13 protein-coding genes are annotated in these 19,935 nt (G+C 42.1%); 10 read left to right on the forward strand and 3 right to left on the reverse strand.

What is annotated here, in order from left to right; genetic code table 11:
* Positions 1–254 precede the first annotated feature (254 nt).
* The 4 genes from AHMF7605_RS04375 to AHMF7605_RS04390 all read left to right on the forward strand — a co-directional run bounded on the left by AHMF7605_RS04375 (position 255) and on the right by AHMF7605_RS04390 (position 4,542).
* Entirely contained in the window at positions 255–1,307 is a 1,053-nt protein-coding gene (locus tag AHMF7605_RS04375) for an NAD-dependent epimerase/dehydratase family protein (protein ID WP_106926806.1), read from the forward strand.
* 59 nt (positions 1,308–1,366) lie between these two features.
* Positions 1,367–2,134 carry a glycosyltransferase gene (locus AHMF7605_RS04380; RefSeq protein ID WP_106926808.1) on the forward strand — a complete coding sequence of 256 codons (768 nt, stop codon included), beginning with the start codon at positions 1,367–1,369 and terminating at the stop codon, positions 2,132–2,134.
* Positions 2,127–2,825 (forward strand): lipid-A-disaccharide synthase N-terminal domain-containing protein, encoded by a 699-nt coding sequence (locus AHMF7605_RS04385; protein ID WP_106926810.1) that lies wholly within the window; start codon positions 2,127–2,129, stop codon positions 2,823–2,825. Before AHMF7605_RS04380 ends, AHMF7605_RS04385 begins: the two co-directional genes overlap by 8 nt.
* 70 nt (positions 2,826–2,895) lie before the next feature.
* Positions 2,896–4,542 (forward strand): ArnT family glycosyltransferase, encoded by a 1,647-nt coding sequence (locus AHMF7605_RS04390; RefSeq protein ID WP_106926812.1) that lies wholly within the window; start codon positions 2,896–2,898, stop codon positions 4,540–4,542.
* 10 nt (positions 4,543–4,552) lie between these two features.
* On the opposite strand, the gene AHMF7605_RS04395 is transcribed toward AHMF7605_RS04390, so the two are convergent.
* The 3 genes from AHMF7605_RS04395 to AHMF7605_RS04405 form a co-directional block, all read right to left on the reverse strand.
* Positions 4,553–5,410 carry an AraC family transcriptional regulator gene (locus tag AHMF7605_RS04395; RefSeq protein WP_106926814.1) on the reverse strand — a complete coding sequence of 286 codons (858 nt, stop codon included), beginning with the start codon at positions 5,408–5,410 and terminating at the stop codon, positions 4,553–4,555.
* A gap of 414 nt (positions 5,411–5,824) precedes the next feature.
* Positions 5,825–6,133 carry a hypothetical protein gene (locus AHMF7605_RS04400; protein WP_146153514.1) on the reverse strand — a complete coding sequence of 103 codons (309 nt, stop codon included), beginning with the start codon at positions 6,131–6,133 and terminating at the stop codon, positions 5,825–5,827.
* Between the two features lie 186 nt (positions 6,134–6,319).
* Positions 6,320–7,123: a phosphatidylinositol-specific phospholipase C/glycerophosphodiester phosphodiesterase family protein gene (locus tag AHMF7605_RS04405; protein ID WP_106926818.1), complete on the reverse strand. Its 804-nt coding sequence runs from the start codon at positions 7,121–7,123 to the stop codon at positions 6,320–6,322.
* A 440-nt stretch (positions 7,124–7,563) separates the two neighbouring features.
* Between AHMF7605_RS04405 and AHMF7605_RS04410 the strand changes: the two genes are divergently transcribed.
* The 6 genes from AHMF7605_RS04410 (at position 7,564) to AHMF7605_RS04435 (ending at position 19,501) form a co-directional block, all read left to right on the forward strand.
* Complete coding sequence (locus tag AHMF7605_RS04410; RefSeq protein ID WP_106926819.1) at positions 7,564–8,412, forward strand: Rpn family recombination-promoting nuclease/putative transposase; 849 nt, start codon at positions 7,564–7,566, stop codon at positions 8,410–8,412.
* A gap of 300 nt (positions 8,413–8,712) precedes the next feature.
* Entirely contained in the window at positions 8,713–11,484 is a 2,772-nt protein-coding gene (locus AHMF7605_RS04415; protein ID WP_106926821.1) for a hybrid sensor histidine kinase/response regulator transcription factor, read from the forward strand.
* A gap of 706 nt (positions 11,485–12,190) precedes the next feature.
* Entirely contained in the window at positions 12,191–13,525 is a 1,335-nt protein-coding gene (locus AHMF7605_RS04420) for a sugar porter family MFS transporter (protein ID WP_106926823.1), read from the forward strand.
* A 133-nt stretch (positions 13,526–13,658) separates the two neighbouring features.
* Positions 13,659–14,537, forward strand: a complete 879-nt coding sequence (locus AHMF7605_RS04425; protein ID WP_106926825.1) for a carbohydrate kinase family protein — start codon at positions 13,659–13,661, stop codon at positions 14,535–14,537.
* A gap of 59 nt (positions 14,538–14,596) precedes the next feature.
* Complete coding sequence (locus AHMF7605_RS04430) at positions 14,597–17,749, forward strand: SusC/RagA family TonB-linked outer membrane protein (RefSeq protein WP_106926827.1); 3,153 nt, start codon at positions 14,597–14,599, stop codon at positions 17,747–17,749.
* 21 nt (positions 17,750–17,770) lie between these two features.
* Positions 17,771–19,501 carry a RagB/SusD family nutrient uptake outer membrane protein gene (locus AHMF7605_RS04435; RefSeq protein WP_106926829.1) on the forward strand — a complete coding sequence of 577 codons (1,731 nt, stop codon included), beginning with the start codon at positions 17,771–17,773 and terminating at the stop codon, positions 19,499–19,501.
* Positions 19,502–19,935 lie beyond the last annotated feature (434 nt).

Genomic DNA, 19,935 nt, shown 5'->3' on the forward strand with positions numbered 1-19,935 from the left:
CATTACAGATATTTGTCTTAACAATTTTAAAATTTTATTATATTGAGGCTTAATAATTTATTTTTTATTGACGGCTACCCCAACTTTAGAAAGCTATAGCTGTTAAAATGCAGGAGTGAGTATTTGTTGATACAATCTATTCTTGTGATTTGGGAGCTATTCGTACTATTTACTTATTCTTGGTTGAAAATATAGGTGCTCTTACACTAATAAATGCACAGCTAGTTCTCCCAGCTAAGCTGTTACCCTAAAAAATGAAAGAACCGCAGCGTATTTTAATAACCGGAAGTGCTGGTTTTATCGGTCATCACCTTTTGCTCGCTCTCTCTGATTTGCCGGTATCAATTATTGGCCTAGATTCTCTTAATGATTACTACGATCCGCAACTTAAAGCCGGGCGCTTGCGCCGGCAAGGTTTTGAACCTGATTCTATTGAATATAATATTTTAATTAAAAGTCAGGAGAGAGTTAATGTTTCCTTTATTAAACTGGATATAACCGATGAGCCTGCTTTAACTACACTCTTTCAGGAAAATTCTTTTGATGTAGTTATTCATTTGGCGGCTCAGGCCGGAGTACGACATAGCCTGAAAGATCCGCAGTCGTACGTAGCCAGCAACTTAGTAGGTTTCGCCAATATACTCGAAGGTTGCCGTAATTTTAAAATTAAACATTTACTGTTTGCTTCATCTAGTTCGGTTTACGGCAACAATCAAAAAATACCATTTGCCGTGAATGACCGCACGGATGCACCGGTTTCGTTTTACGCGGCTACTAAAAAGGCCAACGAGGTAATGGCGCACAGTTACGCGCATTTGTACCAAATCCCAATTACGGGCATGCGTTTTTTTACGGTTTATGGTCCGTGGGGCCGACCCGATATGGCTTATTTTTCCTTTGCCAAAGCAATTGAAGAACAAACGCCCATAAAAATTTACAATCACGGCAATATGCTGCGCGATTTTACTTACGTGGAGGATGTTATTCAAAGTATTATCCGACTAACAGGTTTGCCGCCTAAAATTCAAGAAAGCCAAAGAGCACCTTATAAACTGTATAATATTGGTAACAGCCAACCCGAGCATTTAATGGAATTGGTTACTATTTTAGAACGCTTACTGCACAAAAAAGCCATCTTAGATTTGCAGCCCATGCCGCCCGGCGATGTACCCGCTACTTATGCCGACGTGCAGGATTTAATGGAAGCCACCGATTTTCGACCTCTTACTTCCCTCGAAACCGGTTTGACTCATTTTATCAATTGGTATACCAGTTACTACCAAAAGCAATTCCTGCCGGTGAGCTAAGTAATATTGCTTACCTTTACAGGAAAAATAAATTGCCATCCGATTACCCAAGTACTATTATGAACCTAGCCTCACATCTACGGGCCAAACCATCTTTAACCATTATTGTTCCGGTATTTAACGAGGAAGAATGCCTGCAACCGTTTAGCGAAGCCATGGACCCCTTCTTAGAAAAATCGCCCATGCCCACTCAGGTGCTTTTTGTGAACGATGGTTCGCGCGATGCCAGCTTAGCGAAGATTAAACATATTTGTGCCAATAAAACGGGTTACACGTATATTTCGCTGGATAAAAATTATGGACTAAGTACGGCTTTTAAAGCCGGAATTGATTACGCTACTACTACCTACATTGGCTATATCGACGCTGATTTGCAAACCTCACCGATGGATTTTTTGCTTTTCTTTCCTTTTTTACCCGAATACCAAATGGTGAACGGCATCCGGCAGAAGCGCAAAGATACCTTTGTAAAGAAAATTTCTTCTAAAATAGCGAATAGTTTCCGGCGTCGCATGATTCAGGATGGCATAGCCGATACCGGTTGTCCTTTAAAAATAATGGATGCAGCTTACGCGAAAAGAGTGCCTTTTTTTACGGGAATGCACCGGTTTTTACCGGCTTTGTTTCAATTACAAGGCGGTAAGGTAAAGCAAATTCCGGTGCAGCATTTCGAGCGGTTAGCGGGTTATTCTAAATACCACTTGTTTAATCGGCTTTGGGGACCGTTGCAGGACACTTTTGCTTTCCGGTGGATGCGTAAGCGTTATATCCGGTATCAGATTACCGAACAGTTACCAAAAGAAATCCTGCATTCGTACCATGACTAAAACTGAATATTTCATCTATGGTATTGGTTTATTAGCCCAATTATTATTTTCTGCCCGGCTTTTACTGCAATGGGTTCAATCAGAAAAAGCGGGTAAGGTTTTATCGCCGGCCTCTTTCTGGACTACCAGTATTCTAGCTTCTATTCTGTTAATGGTTTACGGGGCTTTACGGGAAGATGTGGTAGTAATTGGCGGACAGGTTATTTCTTATTTTATCTACCTGCGTAATTTAAAGCTGAAAAATATTTGGCAGGAGGTGCCTTTTGTTATTCGTTGGCTGGCTATTCTCTTTCCTTTCTTTACGTTTGCCTGGTTGCTTTTTTATGATAATGCTACCTGGACTTCTTTGCTGGAACACAATAAAATTTCGGGCGCTTTAATTGCCTGGGGCGGGCTGGGGCAGGTAGTTTTTACCTTGCGTTTTGTGTATCAGTGGTATTTTTCGGAGCGGTTGCAACAATCAATTATCCCAAATGGCTTTTGGTTAATTAGTTTAGTGGGTAGTCTCATGATTATGTCGTACGCAGTTATTCGGTTAGACCCGGTTCTTTTCCTCGGACAGATTTTTGGGGTAGTCGTGTACGTGCGAAACTTTATTCTGGGTACCCGGGAAAAAGCGCGTTCGCAAGTTAAGCCAAAGCAAAAAATGGTTCCGGAACCAACCGAGTCAGCTAAAAAAATTATTACGTAGGTTTAAATAAGAACCAGGTTAGAGAAAGCCCGCCCGTTAATTTTTTAAATTTTGGTTTATTTCTTATCAAATGCCGCAAACGCTAAACCAAACGCCTAGTTTGTTACAAAAGACTTCCGTTCAGGTAGTACTGCTTTTTATTCTTATATACGCTACTTTTTTTCAAAATCTGCAAGCCATAGAGCCTTCTTTAATGGAGGCGCGAAATTTTATTACCGTCCGGGAAATGACTCAACACGGAAATTGGCTAATTCCTACTTTAAACGGAGAGCCCCGCTTGGCAAAACCTCCTTTGCCCACCTGGTTAACCGCTATTTCGGTGTTAGCCACCGGCGATTTGTACAATTTAGGTGCTTTGCGATTTCCAGCCGTTCTAATTTCGGGTTTAGCGGTTTATTTTCTTTATCTGCTCACCCGCCAACTTACTACTGACCGGCTTTTGCCTTTTTTAGCCGGCGCCGTTCTGGCTACTTCTTTTTCTTTCTTTAACATTGGGCGGCAAGGCACCTGGGATATTTATTGCCATGCTTTCATGATGGGCAGTATTTGGTTGCTGGTAAAAGGTATGCAAGCAAATAGTAAAGCCTTTGGTTGCTTTGTAGGGAGCGGTATTTTGCTCGGTTGCTCTTTTCTAAGTAAAGGGCCCGTGGCTTTCTATGCTTTGCTATTGCCTTTTTTGCTGAGTTACGGCTATGGCTATGGCGCAACTGCCTTCAAAAAACATTGGTTTGGCATTTTACTCGCCTTCTTTATTTGTATGGTAATTAGTCTGGCCTGGCCCATGTACGTGTATTTACAGGAACCGGCCAAACTGGCGACGAATATCACCAATGAGAGTACCGCCTGGGTAAACCGGCACGTTAAACCTTTTTGGTTTTATTTAAGCTTTCCGTGGCAAGCCGGTATTTGGGCCATTTTTGTGGTAGCCGCCCTTATTAGTCCTTATGCCCGGCAACGGATTGCGCCTTACGGGAATTACCGTTTTTTTAGTAGCTGGATTTTTATCGGCTTGTTTTTATTATCGGTCATTCCGGAGAAAAAAGAAAGGTATTTATTACCCTTACTTCTTCCAATGGCTTTGATCACCGCTTATTATATTCGCTTTTTATTAGATGCTTTTAACCGGCGAAATACCACCAGAGCGGATCGTTTTGTTTTTAGGGTGAATGGCATTTTATTCATTCTTATTGCTCTGGGATTACCCATTTTACTCTATCAAAAAGCTTTTGCTAAGCACAGTATTAATTTGAATGTATTTGTTGTTAGTAGTATTTTTTATTTGGTATTAGGTATTTGCTTTTTAATAGCTGTAAAGAAGAGAAATTTCGGCCTGTTTCTAATTGGGGCTATTGGCGTCCATATTCTAACTATATTTATTCTTCTGCCCAATTACCAAAACATGCTTTATCCGGTAAATAACTACGTGGGATTAGATAAAGTAAGAGCGCAAAAGAATTTAGATAAATTGCCTTTTTACGCCTTACACGAAATATCGCCGGAACATATTTGGGAAATAGGAAAAAAAGTGGATACCATTACAGTAGTGAATCAGAAATTAAAACTACCTACTACTTTTCCTCTAGCTCTTTTTTCGCGCGATTCGCTTTCTGCTGCTATGTTACCTGAATATAACTTGCGACTAAAACCGTTAGCTCAATATCAATACGACCGCCGTCATCCGGAAAGGGTTTATTATTTATACCTTATTTCACGATGATTTTTCCGGATTAAACCTTTTCTAAAAACTTACTGCGAAACTCTCCGGGGGTTAGGCCATAATACTTTTTGAATAATTTGTTTAAATGGCTGCCATCCGTAAAACCGTATTCGTAGGTAATCTGGGCAATGCTCCGGTCGCTGAACTGCAAGCGATTACGAATCATTTGTAATTTGTATTTTAAAATATATTGCTGCAGCGACTCCCCGGTTTGCCGTTTAAAAAATATGCTCAAGTAAGTAGGTGAGTAATGGAACTTCTCTACTAATTGCTCCATGCGTAATTGGTCCGGCTTCTGAATATTCTGGCTGATATACGATAAAATTTCCTCGATGAGTAAGCTGCTTTTCGGATCTTTCACTTCAATTCCTTTTTCATGAACTACGTTACGGGCCAGAATTCCCAGAATAGCCTTCATAATGCCGTTCATAATTAATTCGTACGAACTTTCGGTCCGTTGCTCGTATTCGTGCAACAATACCAGCAATAAGTATTCGAGTAAATCTTTTTCTTTGGCTTCCTTAACAATCGAACCACTAGACTGATACGGTGAATTCAGAAGCATTTTTATTGTGCGAAGCCAAACGGGCGATTGAGATAAAGCGGGATCTTTTACAAAAGCTTCCGTAAACCGCAGATAACAAAAAGTAGTTTTTTCCTCAATTTGAAAATAATGGTAATCTTCCGGTCCCAATAAAAATACATCGCCGGCAGAATAAGTGAACGTGTTGCCATTAATAAAATGTTTTCCTTGGCCTTTTCGGATAAATATAACTTCAAAATAGCTATGCTTATGAACCGGATGCTGCCATTCACTGGCCGAAAATAAATAAATATTAAATGGTTCGTATTGAATGTACCGCTTCATAAGCTAAAGCTACCTTTTTGTCGTAATTTATTGCCCTAACTAATTTGGGAATTTATTTCTATTTTATACAAAAGCCATCCTTTATTTAAAAAGCGCCATTAAGTTTAACCCGTATCTTTCTAAGTAATTAAATTTTAGAGGTTGTTTAGAAAGCAAGCCAGTCCGGTGAATATTGAATCATTTAAATTTAACTGGGTTCAGTACCGGCTGTTCTACCCTTTTTTAGAAGATTTAAGAAGAAAGGATTAATAATACAGTATACTAAAGAATTAAATTTAAGTAGATAAGAGAATATATTTATTTAATTACATCTCTAAAAAGCAGGTAAATATTGGCAGGTTTTGGAAAGTAAATTTATTGCTAATAGAAGTTAGATTAAAATAACTGATAATTTTTGGGGTAAAACTTGTCTATTCAGTGCGTTAGGTTCCTTTTCTTTAAATAATCAAGCAGATTATCAATGTCGTTAAGAGCTTGTTGTTGAGCTAATACAAAGTTATCTGGTAAAAGCGCTTCGTGCTTAATGGCCGCTTCCGATAAATATTTATCAACGTTGCGCGACAAATTAATAAAAGGACTATTCCCTTCTAGTTCCTCTTCCAGAGGGTCAAATAATTGAAGGGCGTCCTCAATTAAACTCCGCAAAACTACAATATTGCCCCGGCTGTAACGTAAAAAATTTATTTGATATTTTATTCTTTCTATTTCAGCGTCCTTTTCCATAAATACCGCATTTTTACTCAATATAAACAATCTACTGTTAAAAGGAGAGAAAATTTAAAACTTAAAATTAAAAAATACTATTTTGTATGTATTTTCCTTCCGGAAAACATGTATTCTCCACTGATTTCCGGAAATAATTTTAGGTTACCTATGTGATTTGCGGGAGGTTCTTTACCGGAAGTTATTTTAATTTTTGCGGGGAGAGTTATTTTTATTAGTTGGTAATTTATTTAGATAAGAAGTAAGGCCAGTTACATCGTCGGTGCCAATGAAATCTACTTTGAACTGCATTAAAGTTTGCCAGGTGTTTGCGTTATCGGGAGTGGCCCAAAATCGCCATTTTTTATTTAACTGATGGGCACTGTCAATCGCTTGCCGAATTTTTGCTTCTGCAGCAGCCTCTAAGCTACCTTCACCGTTCCATTGACTGTAACTCCGGAAACTGGCGCTAAATAGTCTTATTTTTTTAAGTTGTTCAGCGGTATAATTTACGCCGGGGGTTGCATCGAAATAAATGTAGCTTGGATACTTGCTCCAGGTTTCGGGATTGGGTCGCTCCCCACTAATTACCAGTTGAATTGTTGGGTTATTCCTTATTTCGGGGTAATTAGCTAGTTTTCGCATTAAAACCGGTAGGGTAGTAGTACCATTTGTTTTTAAATCTATTAAAATTTGCAGGATGGCGGTGGAGTGGGGGTAAGCCGAACCCTTATTCTTTTTAATTTGAGCTTGTAAAGGTTGTAAATACAGAACGTCCAAAGTGCGCTCGGGAGAAATTTCTTTGGCTTCGTGCGCCACATAAAGCTCGTTATCCTGCAAAAACAAATCCGCTTCGATGGAGCCCACCTGGTGGGTATAAGCGTTAAAAAAAGGAAGAGATTGCTGGTAATCGTTGTGGGCGTGTACATTAGCTGCGGTATATACCCTTTGCGCCCGCAAATGCTGATCAATAAAAAGTAGAAAAAATAAAATAATAGTGGATTGCCTCATATAAATTGTTGCGAACGAGTGAGAATACTTTTTAATTCTTCATCTGCAAACTCCGGATTAAGTACAAAGTAGTGTTACGCAAGTAAAGGAAGCTACCCGCATTGTACTAACGGCTACCGGTTAATTGCCAGCTAATTAGTTACCGCTAAGCAAATGGAAGCAGTTTAAATTTTGTAAATAAATATTTGCTCATAGGCTGGTTTCTCCTTGCACCTGACGAAAGAAGTTTAAGACTAAAGAACGATAAAATCGAAAAAACTGGTTTATTGTTTTCATAAATGGCTGTTTATACTAATATGTCTATAATGCTACTCACGGATACTCTCCTCACCTTGGTATGCTAAGGTAATAGTCACCCGCCCCATCCGCTACTCCACAACTGAAAAACAAAAACAGACTACTTGTAAAATCTGTATCTTTGAATAAAGATAGTACTTGCCATGGCCGAATTTACAGAAAAATACATAAATCCTTTCACTGATTACGGCTTTAAGAAAATGTTCGGAGAAGAACCGAACAAAGACTTGTTGCTCGACTTTTTAAATGTGCTTCTAAAAGAAGAGCAAGGCGAAATTAAAGATTTGGTTTACTTAAAGAATGAGCATTTAGGAACGGGCGAACTGGATAGAAAAGCCATTTTCGACCTTTATTGCGAAAATGATAAAGGCGAAAAGTTTATTGTAGAACTGCAAAAAACCAAACAGAACTTCTTCAAAGACCGAACGGTTTATTATTCCACTTTCCCGATAAGAGAACAAGCTAAACGGGCCGACTGGAACTATGAATTAAAAGCGGTTTATACGGTAGCTATCCTGGATTTTGTGTTTGACGAAGATAAGAATGACCAAAGTAAATTTCGTTACGATATTAAGTTAACGGATACCGAAACTAAGGAAGTGTTTTACGATAAGCTCACTTTTATTTACCTGGAAATGCCTAAGTTCAACAAAACCGTAGAAGAACTGGACACCCGGTTTGACAAGTGGCTGTATGTGATCCGGAACTTGAACCGACTAGATAAGGTACCGGATAAATTACGCGAGCGGGTGTTTGAAAAACTTTTCGAGACGGCCGAGATAGCCCGGTTCACGCCGGAACAAGTGCGTTCTTACGAAGACAGTTTGAAGTATTACCGCGACATGAAGAACTCTCTGGATACAGCTAAAGAAGAAGGCAGAGAAGAAAGAGAGCTAGAAATTGTCAAAGAAATATTACGGGCCCATGAGCCTATTGAAAAGATAATTCGATTTACAGGTTTATCACTTAAACAAATAGAAAGATTGCAATAACTTGTCTTAGGCAATATCCCGTACTATTCAGGGTAAGCCGGATTATACATTTTACTTGCGAGGTGGTACGTGCTACAATCGGCCCACAGCCTAAATTCCTTATTTTTTATTTTCAAATGTACAATAGGCTTACTAAAATCTTGTCCGAAGTTTTACTTGCTGTTTGCTAAATTCAAGGATAATGAATAGCGGTAGTATAATTCTGAATTTTTAAAAAAATAACGAAATGTTACTGCTTTAATTTTTTATCTTAGTTAGTTCTTTGGGTTAAGAGAGTTGCTTCGCTTATCATTTTAAACCATGTCTTCACGAAACCAGTATGTTCTTCTATTGCTGTTATTTTGCCTCCTGACGGGTTGTAAAGAGCAAGAAGAACCTAAATTCACCATTGGTTTTTCGCAGTGCACCGGCGACGATGCCTGGCGGCGGGATATGCTGCGTGGCATGCAGCGCGAATTGGCTTTTCACCCGGAAGTAACCTTTTTGTACCGCGATGCCAAAGGAAATAGTTCGAAACAAGTAGATCAGATAAAAGAATTAATTAGTACCGGCATTGATCTTTTAATTGTGTCGCCTAACGAGGCGGAACCGATCACGCCAGTGGTAGAACAAGCCTACCAACAAGGATTACCCGTAGTGGTAGTTGACCGGAAAACAGCTTCTTCTTTTTATACCGCTTACGTGGGAGGAAACAATTATGAGGTAGGTAAAACGGCCGGTCAGTATATCGGGGCTTTACTAAAAGGGAAGGGGAAAGTAGTCGAAGTTACGGGTTTGCCTACCTCTTCGCCGGCCCGAGACCGGCACAATGGGTTTTTAGAAGCCATCCATAAATATCCGGGCATTCACCTTATACAAACAATTTCCGGCGACTGGGAAAAAAAGATTGCCAAACAAAAATTGACTGCTCTTTTTGATTCCATTAAAGGTGCGGATCTGGTTTTTGCTCAAAACGAAGTAATGGCTTTGGGCACGTACGAAGTCTGGAAAGAAAAAGATCTTACGCCGCGCGTAAAAATTGTGGGGGTCGATGGCCTAGCCGGACCATTTGGCGACATTCAAATGGTGAATGATCAGTTAATTGATGCCACTCTATTATATCCTACCGGCGGCGAAGAAGCTATTCGGGTAGCCATGCAAATCTTGCAGAATAAACCTTTTACGAAAGAAAACATTTTAAATACGGCCGTAATTGATTCTTCTAATGCCCGCATGATTAAAATGCAAACCGATAAAATCTTAAGTCAGCAAGAAGATATTGAACGCCAGCAACAACGCAACGATGACCAACTAAAGGTTTATAAAAATCAACAAATAATATTATACGTTCTTTCGGGTTTATTTATTATTTCTATTGGTTTAGGTTCCTTGGCGCTGTATTCCCTAAAAGAAAACCAAAGCATCAACAAAGAATTAAAAGCTAAAAACGAAGAAATTGTCGGGCAGCGCAATAAAATTCAGGAAATGGCGGAAGAGGCTCAAGCGGCTACCGAATCTAAGTTCCGGTTTTTTACCAATATTTCGCATGAGTTTCGCACGCCCCTCACTCTTATTTTAGGCCCCATTGACGGACTATTGCACGGGAAAAGCGACCACTTGTTTGTGAAACAAAACTTAAAGCTTATTCAGAAGAATGCCCGCCGTTTACTCTGGCTGGTTAATCAGTTAATGGATTTTCGAAAGCTGGAAGGCGGCAGAATGCACGTTCAAGCATCGGAAAACGACCTGATTGCTTTTATGAAAGAACTGATGTTATCGTTTGAGCCCATGGCGAAAAAGCGGAACATGGAATTTAAGCTTATTACTCCACTTCCCCATTTACCTGTTTGGTTTGATGCCAATATGCTCGATAAAGTCTTCTTCAATCTATTATCCAATGCTTTTAAATTCACGAACGATTTCGGGCGCATTCACATTCTGATTACGGCGGATCTGGAAAATAATAAAGTACAAATTAAAGTAAAAGATAGCGGCATTGGCATGTCGGAGGTAGAAGCGGACCGGGCTTTCGAAATGTTTTACCAGGCAAATACCACTAGCGCCAAAGGTACGGGTTTAGGATTGCCCTTATCGAAAGAATTTATTGACTTACATCACGGGGAGATGGAAGTAAGCAGCGAACCACAACAAGGTACAACTTTCACGGTTAGTTTACTGCTGGGCCATAAACACCTGACCGATGCCGAAAAAGTACCCGATAAAATTAAAGTCAATGAACTGGCCAATAAAGCCCAGTTAGAAGACGCTAGCCCTGTTTGGGCGCTAAAAGAAAGTCCGGAAAGTAAAAGCAAACGTATTCTGCTCATCGAAGACCATCCGGATTTACGCCATTTCTTGCAATATACCTTACAGGATACCTACCAGATCTTACCCGCCTCAGCCGGTCAGCCCGGACTAGAAACTGCCTACGAAAATATTCCGGATTTAATTATTTGCGACCGCATGCTGCCGGACTTAGACGGATTAAAAGTGGTAACCGCTTTAAAATCCGATATTCGGACCTCGCATATTCCGGTAATTATTCTTACGGCGCAAAGTGAACTAGAGCAGCAAATTGAAGGCATGCAAGTAGGAGCCGAGTTATATTTAACCAAGCCCTTTAGCACGCAGGTTTTAAAAGAAAGTATTAGGAGCATACTGACCAACCGGCAATTAGTGAAAGATTATTTTACCCATAACGAAGCATCTATCGTCCCGCTTCTTTCCAATCCCGCTATTTCTAAGCTAGACCAAAAATTTCTGGCAGATTTTAAGAAAATTATCGACGCCAAACTTTCGGATACTAATTTAAGTGTGGATTATTTGAGTCGGGAAATAGGCTTATCGCGGGTGCAATTGTACCGGAAAATCAAAGCTTTGCTGGGTGGTAACGTAAATGATTATATTCAAACCGTGCGGTTAAATAAATCCTGCGAGTTGTTGCAAGTTTCCACTGCTTCCATTGCCGATGTAGCTTGCCAGGTGGGTTTTTCTTCGGCTACCTATTTTTCTACCGCCTTTAAAGCCAAGTTTGGTATTTCCCCCACCGATTACAAGAATCATAAAGGTTCTCTGAAAACCGAAGTGGTTTAATTTTTAAAGGGCGGTACCTAAACTTTAACTCAAAGCAAAGGCTAAGCGAGCTAACCTCAAAATCTTTTCTTCGTCCTCCTGCAAGGATCTAACCGGAAGAAAAGAAGAACCTGTGAAAAGTGTATGGGGTAATTATCTACTTAAACCATTAAAGAACTTTATAGGAATTGCACTAGCAGTCGCTTTGAACTGGTTAGATCCTTTCAAAAGACCGTAAGGGTAGGTACGCTTGAAAAGGGGTTAATGATTCTAAACCTACGTTTAGAATGAGAACACTGATTATTGAAAACATACCCAAATGTTCCACTTCATTTGGAAGCTAGTAAAGGATCAATAATATAAACTGATTAACAAGAACAGGTTAGTCGGCATGGAATTCTGGTTCGGAGTAATTTAGCTTTTCATCGCTCCCTAAGGTGAGCTAAGATCCTGCCGCGCTGTTTTACGCGAATCCGTATTATTTCTCGCCTTTATTCCAGCTTCTTTAAAATTCAACTTAGAAACACCCTATAAAACCATTGTATCATTATTTAAAATCACGTTTCAAATTTTAAAATTAAGTAAATTTAATATAAAGTTAAGCCATTGATTTTCAATTAATTAACAGTTAATTCTGCCTTGTATCAAAGTTTAATATTTATTGATACAATCCTTAACTCCTTTTTTGGTGTTAGCGCCTACTTTAGACAAAAAATAACTCTAAGCAATGGCAAACACAAAAGTCTTTTTCTGGTCAATTGTAGTAGCGCTCGGCGGCTTTCTATTTGGCTTTGATACCGCGGTGATATCGGGAGCCGAAAAATCCATTCAACAACTATGGCAGTTAACTACCTTCGAACATGGTTTTACGGTGGCTATTGCTTTAATAGGTACGGTATTAGGGGCTTTGTTTGGCGGCATTCCTTCTGACCGTTTTGGGCGCAAAACGACTCTCTTCCTGATTGCCGTTTTATACCTGTTGTCTTCTTTAGGTACGGCATTGGCGCCATCCTGGGTTATTTTTCTTATTTTTCGTTTTTTAGGTGGCATCGGGGTAGGGGTATCATCGGTAACGGCGCCGCTGTATATTTCCGAAATTGCTCCGGCCAAATCGCGGGGTAAGCTGGTCGCCATGTTCCAGTTTAATGTGGTGTTTGGGATTCTGGTCTCTTATTTATCTAATTATTTATTTGCTGGTAGCGGGGAGCAAGATTGGCGCTGGATGTTAGGTATTCAGGCAGTGCCTTCGTTTATATTTTTGGTCACGGTATTGTTGGTGCCGGAAAGCCCCCGGTGGCTCATTATTAAAAAAGGTCGGCTGGAAGAAGCCGAAAGAACTTTAAAAGTTGCCAATCCGGAGGCGAATACCAAACAAATGGTGGCGGATATTTTATCTTCCTCGCAGGATGCCCAAGGCAAACAGATTAAATCGTCGCTTTTTTCCAAAAAATATTCTACGCCCATTACCCTAGCTATATTGTTTGCTTTTTTTAACCAGGTGTCGGGGATTAATGCCATTATTTACTACGCCCCCCGCATTTTTGAAATGGTGGGTTTGGGCAAAAGTTCGGCTTTACTTTCTTCGGCCGGTATCGGCTTAGTAAATTTTCTTTTTACGTTGCTGGCTCTCAATTTTATCGACCGTTTCGGCCGGCGCACCCTCATGCTGATTGGATCATTTGGCCTGATTGCTACACTCGGGTTAGTCGCGAAAGCCTTTTACTTTAAAGAATTTAGCGGTATTGCGGTACCTATTTACCTGTTCGTGTACATTGCCTTTTTTGCCTTTTCCCAGGGAGCCGTTATCTGGGTATTTATTTCCGAAATATTTCCGAACCAGGTCCGGGCTTCCGGACAAGCGCTGGGTAGCTTCACCCACTGGATTATGGCGGCTATTATTGCGTTTTCTTTTCCTTACATCGCCGAAACTTTAGGTGGAGGTAACACTTTTCTCATTTTCACCGGCATGATGGTGCTGCAGTTGCTATTTGTGTGGCGCGTAATGCCCGAAACCAAAGGCACTTCGCTGGAGCAGATTGAACATAATATGGTTTTACATTAGTCCATAGACGATAGTCCACAGTCGACAGTTGTAATTTTTATTTATCCACTCGCTTAAGTTAAAATTTTTCTTCGTGTATAGTTGACGGAATAGTAGCCTTTTTAGATTTTTTACTTTCTAAATAAATACTTTTATGACGCATAGAATTATCTGTTTCGGGGAAACTTTATGGGATATGCTGCCCAGCGGCCACATGCCCGGCGGAGCGCCCATGAATGTAGCCATTCATTTAAAGTACAATAATTATGACCCCATTGTCGTCAGCCGCGTAGGTACCGACGATTTAGGCGAGGCCTTGTTAGACTTCTTAAAAAAGAAAACTGTCTCTACGGAGCACATCCAGGTGGGCAAAACGCATTTAACCGGGGTGGTAAAAGTGAATGTAGATGATAAAAATGAAATCACCTATAAAATAGTAGAACCGGTTGCCTGGGATTACATTCAATTCGACGAGGATACTGCTTCTTTAGTAGCGCAAAGCGATGTTTTTGTTTATGGCAGCCTGGCTGCCCGCGGTCAAACTACCCGGGATACACTACTCCAATATTTACCTTTAGCCAAGCAGAAAGTTTTTGACGTAAATCTGCGCCCCCCGCATTACACGCCGGAGCGAATAGAACAGTTGCTGCAGTTCGCGGACGTTGTAAAAATGAACCACCAGGAATTAGAATTGATTTCGGGCTGGTTGGAGGTGGCCGGAAACGAACCACAGCAATTAGAACAAATCCGGCAAAAACTCAATCTGCAAATGGTCATCTTAACGCGCGGCGAAAACGGCGCCGCGGTATTAACCGACCAAGGCTATCTGCAACATCCGGGGTATAAAGTAGAAGTAGAAGATACCATTGGCAGCGGCGATTCCTTTTTAGCTACTTTTCTCAGTAATTACCTGCAGCAGCAACCCCTCGCCGATTGTTTAAGAAAAGCCTGCCTGGTGGGGGCTTACGTGGCTTCCTGTAAGGGCGCCACCCCAACTTATGACCCCCAACTCCTGGAAGCCGATTTTGCCTAAACCCAGGCCCATTCATCCGAAATACCTACTTTTTATTTCTCACAATAAATCTAAAACGAATGAAAAGAATTTTGTACTTAAGTTTGTTGCTGTTTTGGGCTGCGCCTATTCTGTACGCCCAAACCAACATTAATGTAACCGGGAAAGTCTCATCTGAAACGGGAGAGGCTATGCCGGGTGTAAGCATCGCAGTAAAAGGAACGAACAATGGCACTACTACCAATACCGATGGTTCTTTTTCGGTATCGGTACCTAATGCAGAGGCGGTGTTGGTAATTTCCTTTGTGGGTTACCTGGCCCAGGAAGTAGCCGTTCGTAACCAGACCACCCTAAATGTTACCCTACAACCCGACGTGAAAGCGTTGGAAGAAATAGTAGTAACAGGTTATCAGACCCAGAAAAAAGCCGATTTAACCGGGGCCGTAGCCGTAGTAAACCTCAAAGAAGTAAAGGATATACCGGTTGGTAATCCCATGCGGGCTTTGCAGGGGCGGGTTCCCGGGCTTTACGTAGAAGCAACGGGTCAGCCCAATGGGGGCAATAACCGGGTGTTAATCCGGGGCTTAAATACCCTCGGAGACCCCAATCCCTTGTATGTTATTGATGGCGTGCCAACCAAAGATGCGCAGGCATTTGCCAGTTTAAACCCCAGTGCCATTGCTTCCGTGCAGGTTTTAAAAGATGCGTCCGCCGCGTCCATTTACGGGGCCAGGGCCTCTAACGGCGTTATTATTGTAACTACTAAAGAAGGTAGAGTAAAAACCGGGCAGGAAAAAGTTAGTGTCCAATTCAACTCCAATGTATCTATCCAAACCGAAAAGCCTTGGCGGGAAAAAGTTTTAAATGCCGAAGACCGGGGCCGAGCCTTGTGGCAGGGAGCCGTGAACGACCGGACCGATCCGGCGGTGCATAAAGCCCTTTATACCTACGACTGGAATGGCGATTACAACAATCCGGTATTGAACAAAGTAAACATAGTCCCTTTTGTAGGCGGCGATCCGCTGCAGCCGGTGGGCAACACCGATTGGCAAGCGGAAACGTACGAAAGAGCGATTGTTACCCAACAAGATCTGACTTTAACGGCCGGAACCAATAGAAGCAGTTTGCTCATTAATCTGGGTTATTTTAAAAATACCGGCATGTTAAAGTATACCAACTTCGACCGGTATAGTACCCGCATTAATGCCTACACTACTTTTTTAAACGGTAAAATTAAGATTGGCGAAAATCTACAGCTCGCCCGTACCTCCGAAACTCTACAGGCCAATGATTTAGGTGGCGCCGCCACTACCGACCTGTCCATCACGCTGGCGCCTACTTTACCTGTTTTCCGGACCGATGGCACCTACGCCGGCCCGATAGGGGCTGGTTACTCCGACCGGAACAATCCCGTGCACATGCAATACCTGAACCGCTGGGATAAAAACAACCGGATAAATGCCTTAGGTAATGTTTACGCCGAAGTAACTCCGCTGAAAGGTTTCGTGTTGCGCACCAGCCTGGGAGCCGATTATTCGAATGCGCTTTCTAAAAACATTGAACCTGCTTTTCAGGAAGGCTTTTTGGGTAGAAACATTAACAGTTTAGCCCTGCAGCAAGGCAACGAGCTTACCTTAACCTGGACCAATACGGCTAATTATCAGTTCGAAATCGGCAGTCATAGAATTAGTGCTTTGGCGGGTACCGAAGCTATCCGCAACGATTTTCAGGGTTTCGGCGCGTTCCGGGAAGGCTTTGCCGAGGAAGATGAAGATTATTACGTACTAAATGCCGGCACTGGCCGCAGCACGAATAATGGTTTGGTTACCGGTTACCGCTTGTTCTCTACCTTTGGAAAAATTAACTACGCCTTTGCCGATAAATACCTGGCTTCCGCCACCCTGCGGCGGGATGGTTCTTCGCGGTTTGGTTCTCAAAACCAATATGGCTTGTTCCCGGCCTTTACCTTAGGATGGAGAATTAACGATGAAAACTTTTTCAAAGGAATCAAAGCCGTTTCCGATTTAAAATTACGGGCCGGTGTGGGTCGGGTAGGCAACCAGGAAATTGGCAACATTGCCCGGTTTGGCTTGTTTCAGCCTAATTACGGCACCTTGTTTAATAATGGCATTGGCTTTCCGGGCCAGTGGCTAAACGTAGGTACGGCTTACGATTTAAGTGGCGCGAACCAGGGAACCTTACCCTCCGGCTACGTGCAAATTCAGGGCGAAAACCAAAATCTGAAGTGGGAGTCAACGGATGAGTTAAACGTCGGGGTTGATTTTGGATTTCTGAACGATAAAATAGTGGGTTCCTTTGATTATTTTACCCGGAAAACCAAAGATATCTTAATTCAGCCACCAGTAGCCAGCGCCATTGGCGAGGGTAGAGTAAAGTGGCTGAACGGCGCTACCAAAAGTAACAAAGGCTGGGAAGTACTGTTAACCTATCAAAATTCAACTGCTAGTGGTTTCAATTACAGCATCAGTGGCAATGCTTCGCATTTCAAAGATAAAATAACCGAGTTACCGCCCGAAGTACGCACGGCTTACCCCGGCAACGTCGAAAAAACCATTATCGGACAATCGCAATTAGCGGTATTTGGCTATAAAACCAATGGCATTTTCCAGAACCAGGCCGAAGTAGATGCCCACGCCGCCCAAACCGGCAAAGGTGTAGGCCGCATCCGCTACGTAGACTTGAACAACGATGGAACCATTAATGCCCTGGACCAGGATTGGTTAGGCACCTTTTTACCAACCCTGGAATATGGTTTACGCATCGACGCTAGTTATAAAAACTTTGATATTTCCATTTTTGGATCGGGGGTAGCCGGCAAAACGGGTTTGGACCCGGCCCGCCAGTTTAATTCTTTCCTTTTTGTTAACCAAAACAACGGACCGGGCGTGCTGGATGCCTGGACACCCCAGAATTCTGGCTCCAATACGCCGATGCTTTCTCTGGTAAACAGAAATGATGAGTTCCGGAATTCCGATTTCTTTTTGGTGAATGGCTCCTATGCCCGCATGCGGAATGTACAACTAGGTTATGCTTTACCCACCGATATAGTTTCCAAATTAAGAATGGAAAGCCTGCGTTTTTACCTGATTGGTCAAAATTTGTTTGCGATAAAGAGCAAGGATTATTTAAGTAAAGACCCGGAAAGAATCGGTGGCTTTGGCAATTGGCCGCAGCCTACCACTTATACCTTTGGCGTAAACGTAAACTTTTAACCAAAAGCAAAATTAATAATCATGAAACGAAATATAGGTAAAGTATTTATCGTCGCGGCCTTCATCTTGGCTAGTGGCTGCAAAGATTATCTGGATTATGAGCCCCGGGGAACTCTCACCGCCGATCAGCTTACTACCCCCGATAAAGTAGATCAATTAGTTACTGCCGCCTACGCCGCTATTGGCAATGATTTCTGGGATGGTTCCATTACCAGTATGTGGACCTACGGCAGTGTCCGCTCCGATGATGCGTATAAAGGTGGCGGTAGCGTGGGGGATGTGGGCGAATACAATAATTACGAACAATATAACCTGGTTACGCCTACTACCGTGGGCAATGCCAACAACACCTGGGCCCGGGCTTACGGGGCTATTTCCCGAGCCAACTTTGCTTTACAAGCACTTAATAATTTAACCGATGCCCAATTTGCGAATAAAAAAGTACGCCAGGGTGAATTACGATTTTTGCGGGGCCACCTGCACTTTGTGCTGAAGGTAATATTCAAAAACGTGCCGTACATTGACGAAACTCTTTCGGAAGCCGATATATTAAAAGTATCTAACCGGCAGTACACCAATGATGAGTTGTGGAACAAAATTGCCGAGGATTTTCAAGCGGCCATTGATAACTTACCGGATACCCAACCGGAAGTAGGACGGGCCAATAAATTGGCGGCTAAGGCCTATTTAGCCAAAGTGCGGCTTTACCAGGCTTATCAGCAAGATGAAACCCATAAAGTTACCAGCATTGATCCGCAAAGATTAAACGAAGTAGTCGCTTTAACCACCGATGTCATCAACTCGGGTAAATACAGCTTACAACCCGATTTTGCCGAAAACTTTTTGTATGGGTATGATAATGCCCCCGAATCCGTGTTTGCCGTACAGTTTTCGATCAACGATGGCACGGCTATTGGCCGCTTGAGCATGGCGACGAGTTTAAATTATAGTTTGGCGCCGCAATATGGTTGCTGCTGGTTTCATCTCCCCTCGCAAAACATGGTGAATGCCTTTACCACTACTAATAATGGCCTACCCCAATTCGATACTTTTAACGATAAAGTAATAACCGACGCTGACCTGACACCGACCGGTGTGCCGGTGGACCCTCGCATTGACCATACCATCGGTATTTTGGGGCATCCCTTTAAATATAATCCCAGCATTTTGTATGACCATAGTTGGGAACGCGTATCGGCATTGTACGGTGGTTTTGGTAACATGAAAGAGCAGCAAGAGGCAACCAGCCCCAGTTTCAAAAAAGTCGGTCCTTTTTACGGCAGCGCTAAAAACATTGATATTATCCGGTACGCCGATGTGCTGCTATGGCAAGCCGAAGCGTTGATAGAACTAGGTCGGCAAAATGAGGCTTTACCGCTCATTAACCAAATCAGGGCCAGAGCCAAAAACAGTACCGGCAGAACCCAATTAGCCAACGGCAAGTCTCCTTCTAATTACAATATCAGCGAATACGCAAATGGGACCAATATCACCTGGACCCAGGAAAATGCTCGTAAAGCCTTGCAATGGGAGAGAAGACTGGAATTTGCTATGGAAAGCCCCCGGTTTTTCGATTTGGTGCGGTGGGGCATTGCGGCCGAGACTTTAAACAAATATTTAGAGGTAGAGAAAACCAGACGAACCTTTCTTTCGGCCGCGGTATTTACCAAAGGCCGCGACGAGTATTTCCCCATTCCGCAACGAGAAATTGATTTTACCAAGGGCCTGTACGTCCAGAATCCTGGTTATTAACTACACACTAGTAATTAGAAGTTAGATGCTAGATAGTAGTTATTGGATTTATAGTTTAAGGTTTAGTAAGTCTATAGCAACAAACTACTAAGATCATTTTAAAGCTACCCGTTAAGTAGAGACAATTCTGGCGCGAGGCTCCGGCTTCGCGGCTATTATCTGGTAGGCCTCTGGCCGGTTTACGGATAAACTTTTATTCGAAGGAAACACCGGTTCTCTACTGGCTAGAGGCCAGATAATACGGCTCACGAGCGGGACGCTCGCGATAGATACTAAGAACTAAACGGCTTATAATTGGCGAGATCTAAATTTACAGGGGATTTTCCTCCAGCTAGATAAAAACTAGAAAAGGCAGGAGAAAAGAGTGTTTGTTAGTAGGTTGGTTTAGTAGGTAGTTAGAAAAGAATGAAACCAGCTCCAAATTACAGTCTTCG

It is taken from the genome of Adhaeribacter arboris (assembly GCF_003023845.1).
Classification (GTDB): Bacteria; Bacteroidota; Bacteroidia; order Cytophagales; family Hymenobacteraceae; genus Adhaeribacter; species Adhaeribacter arboris.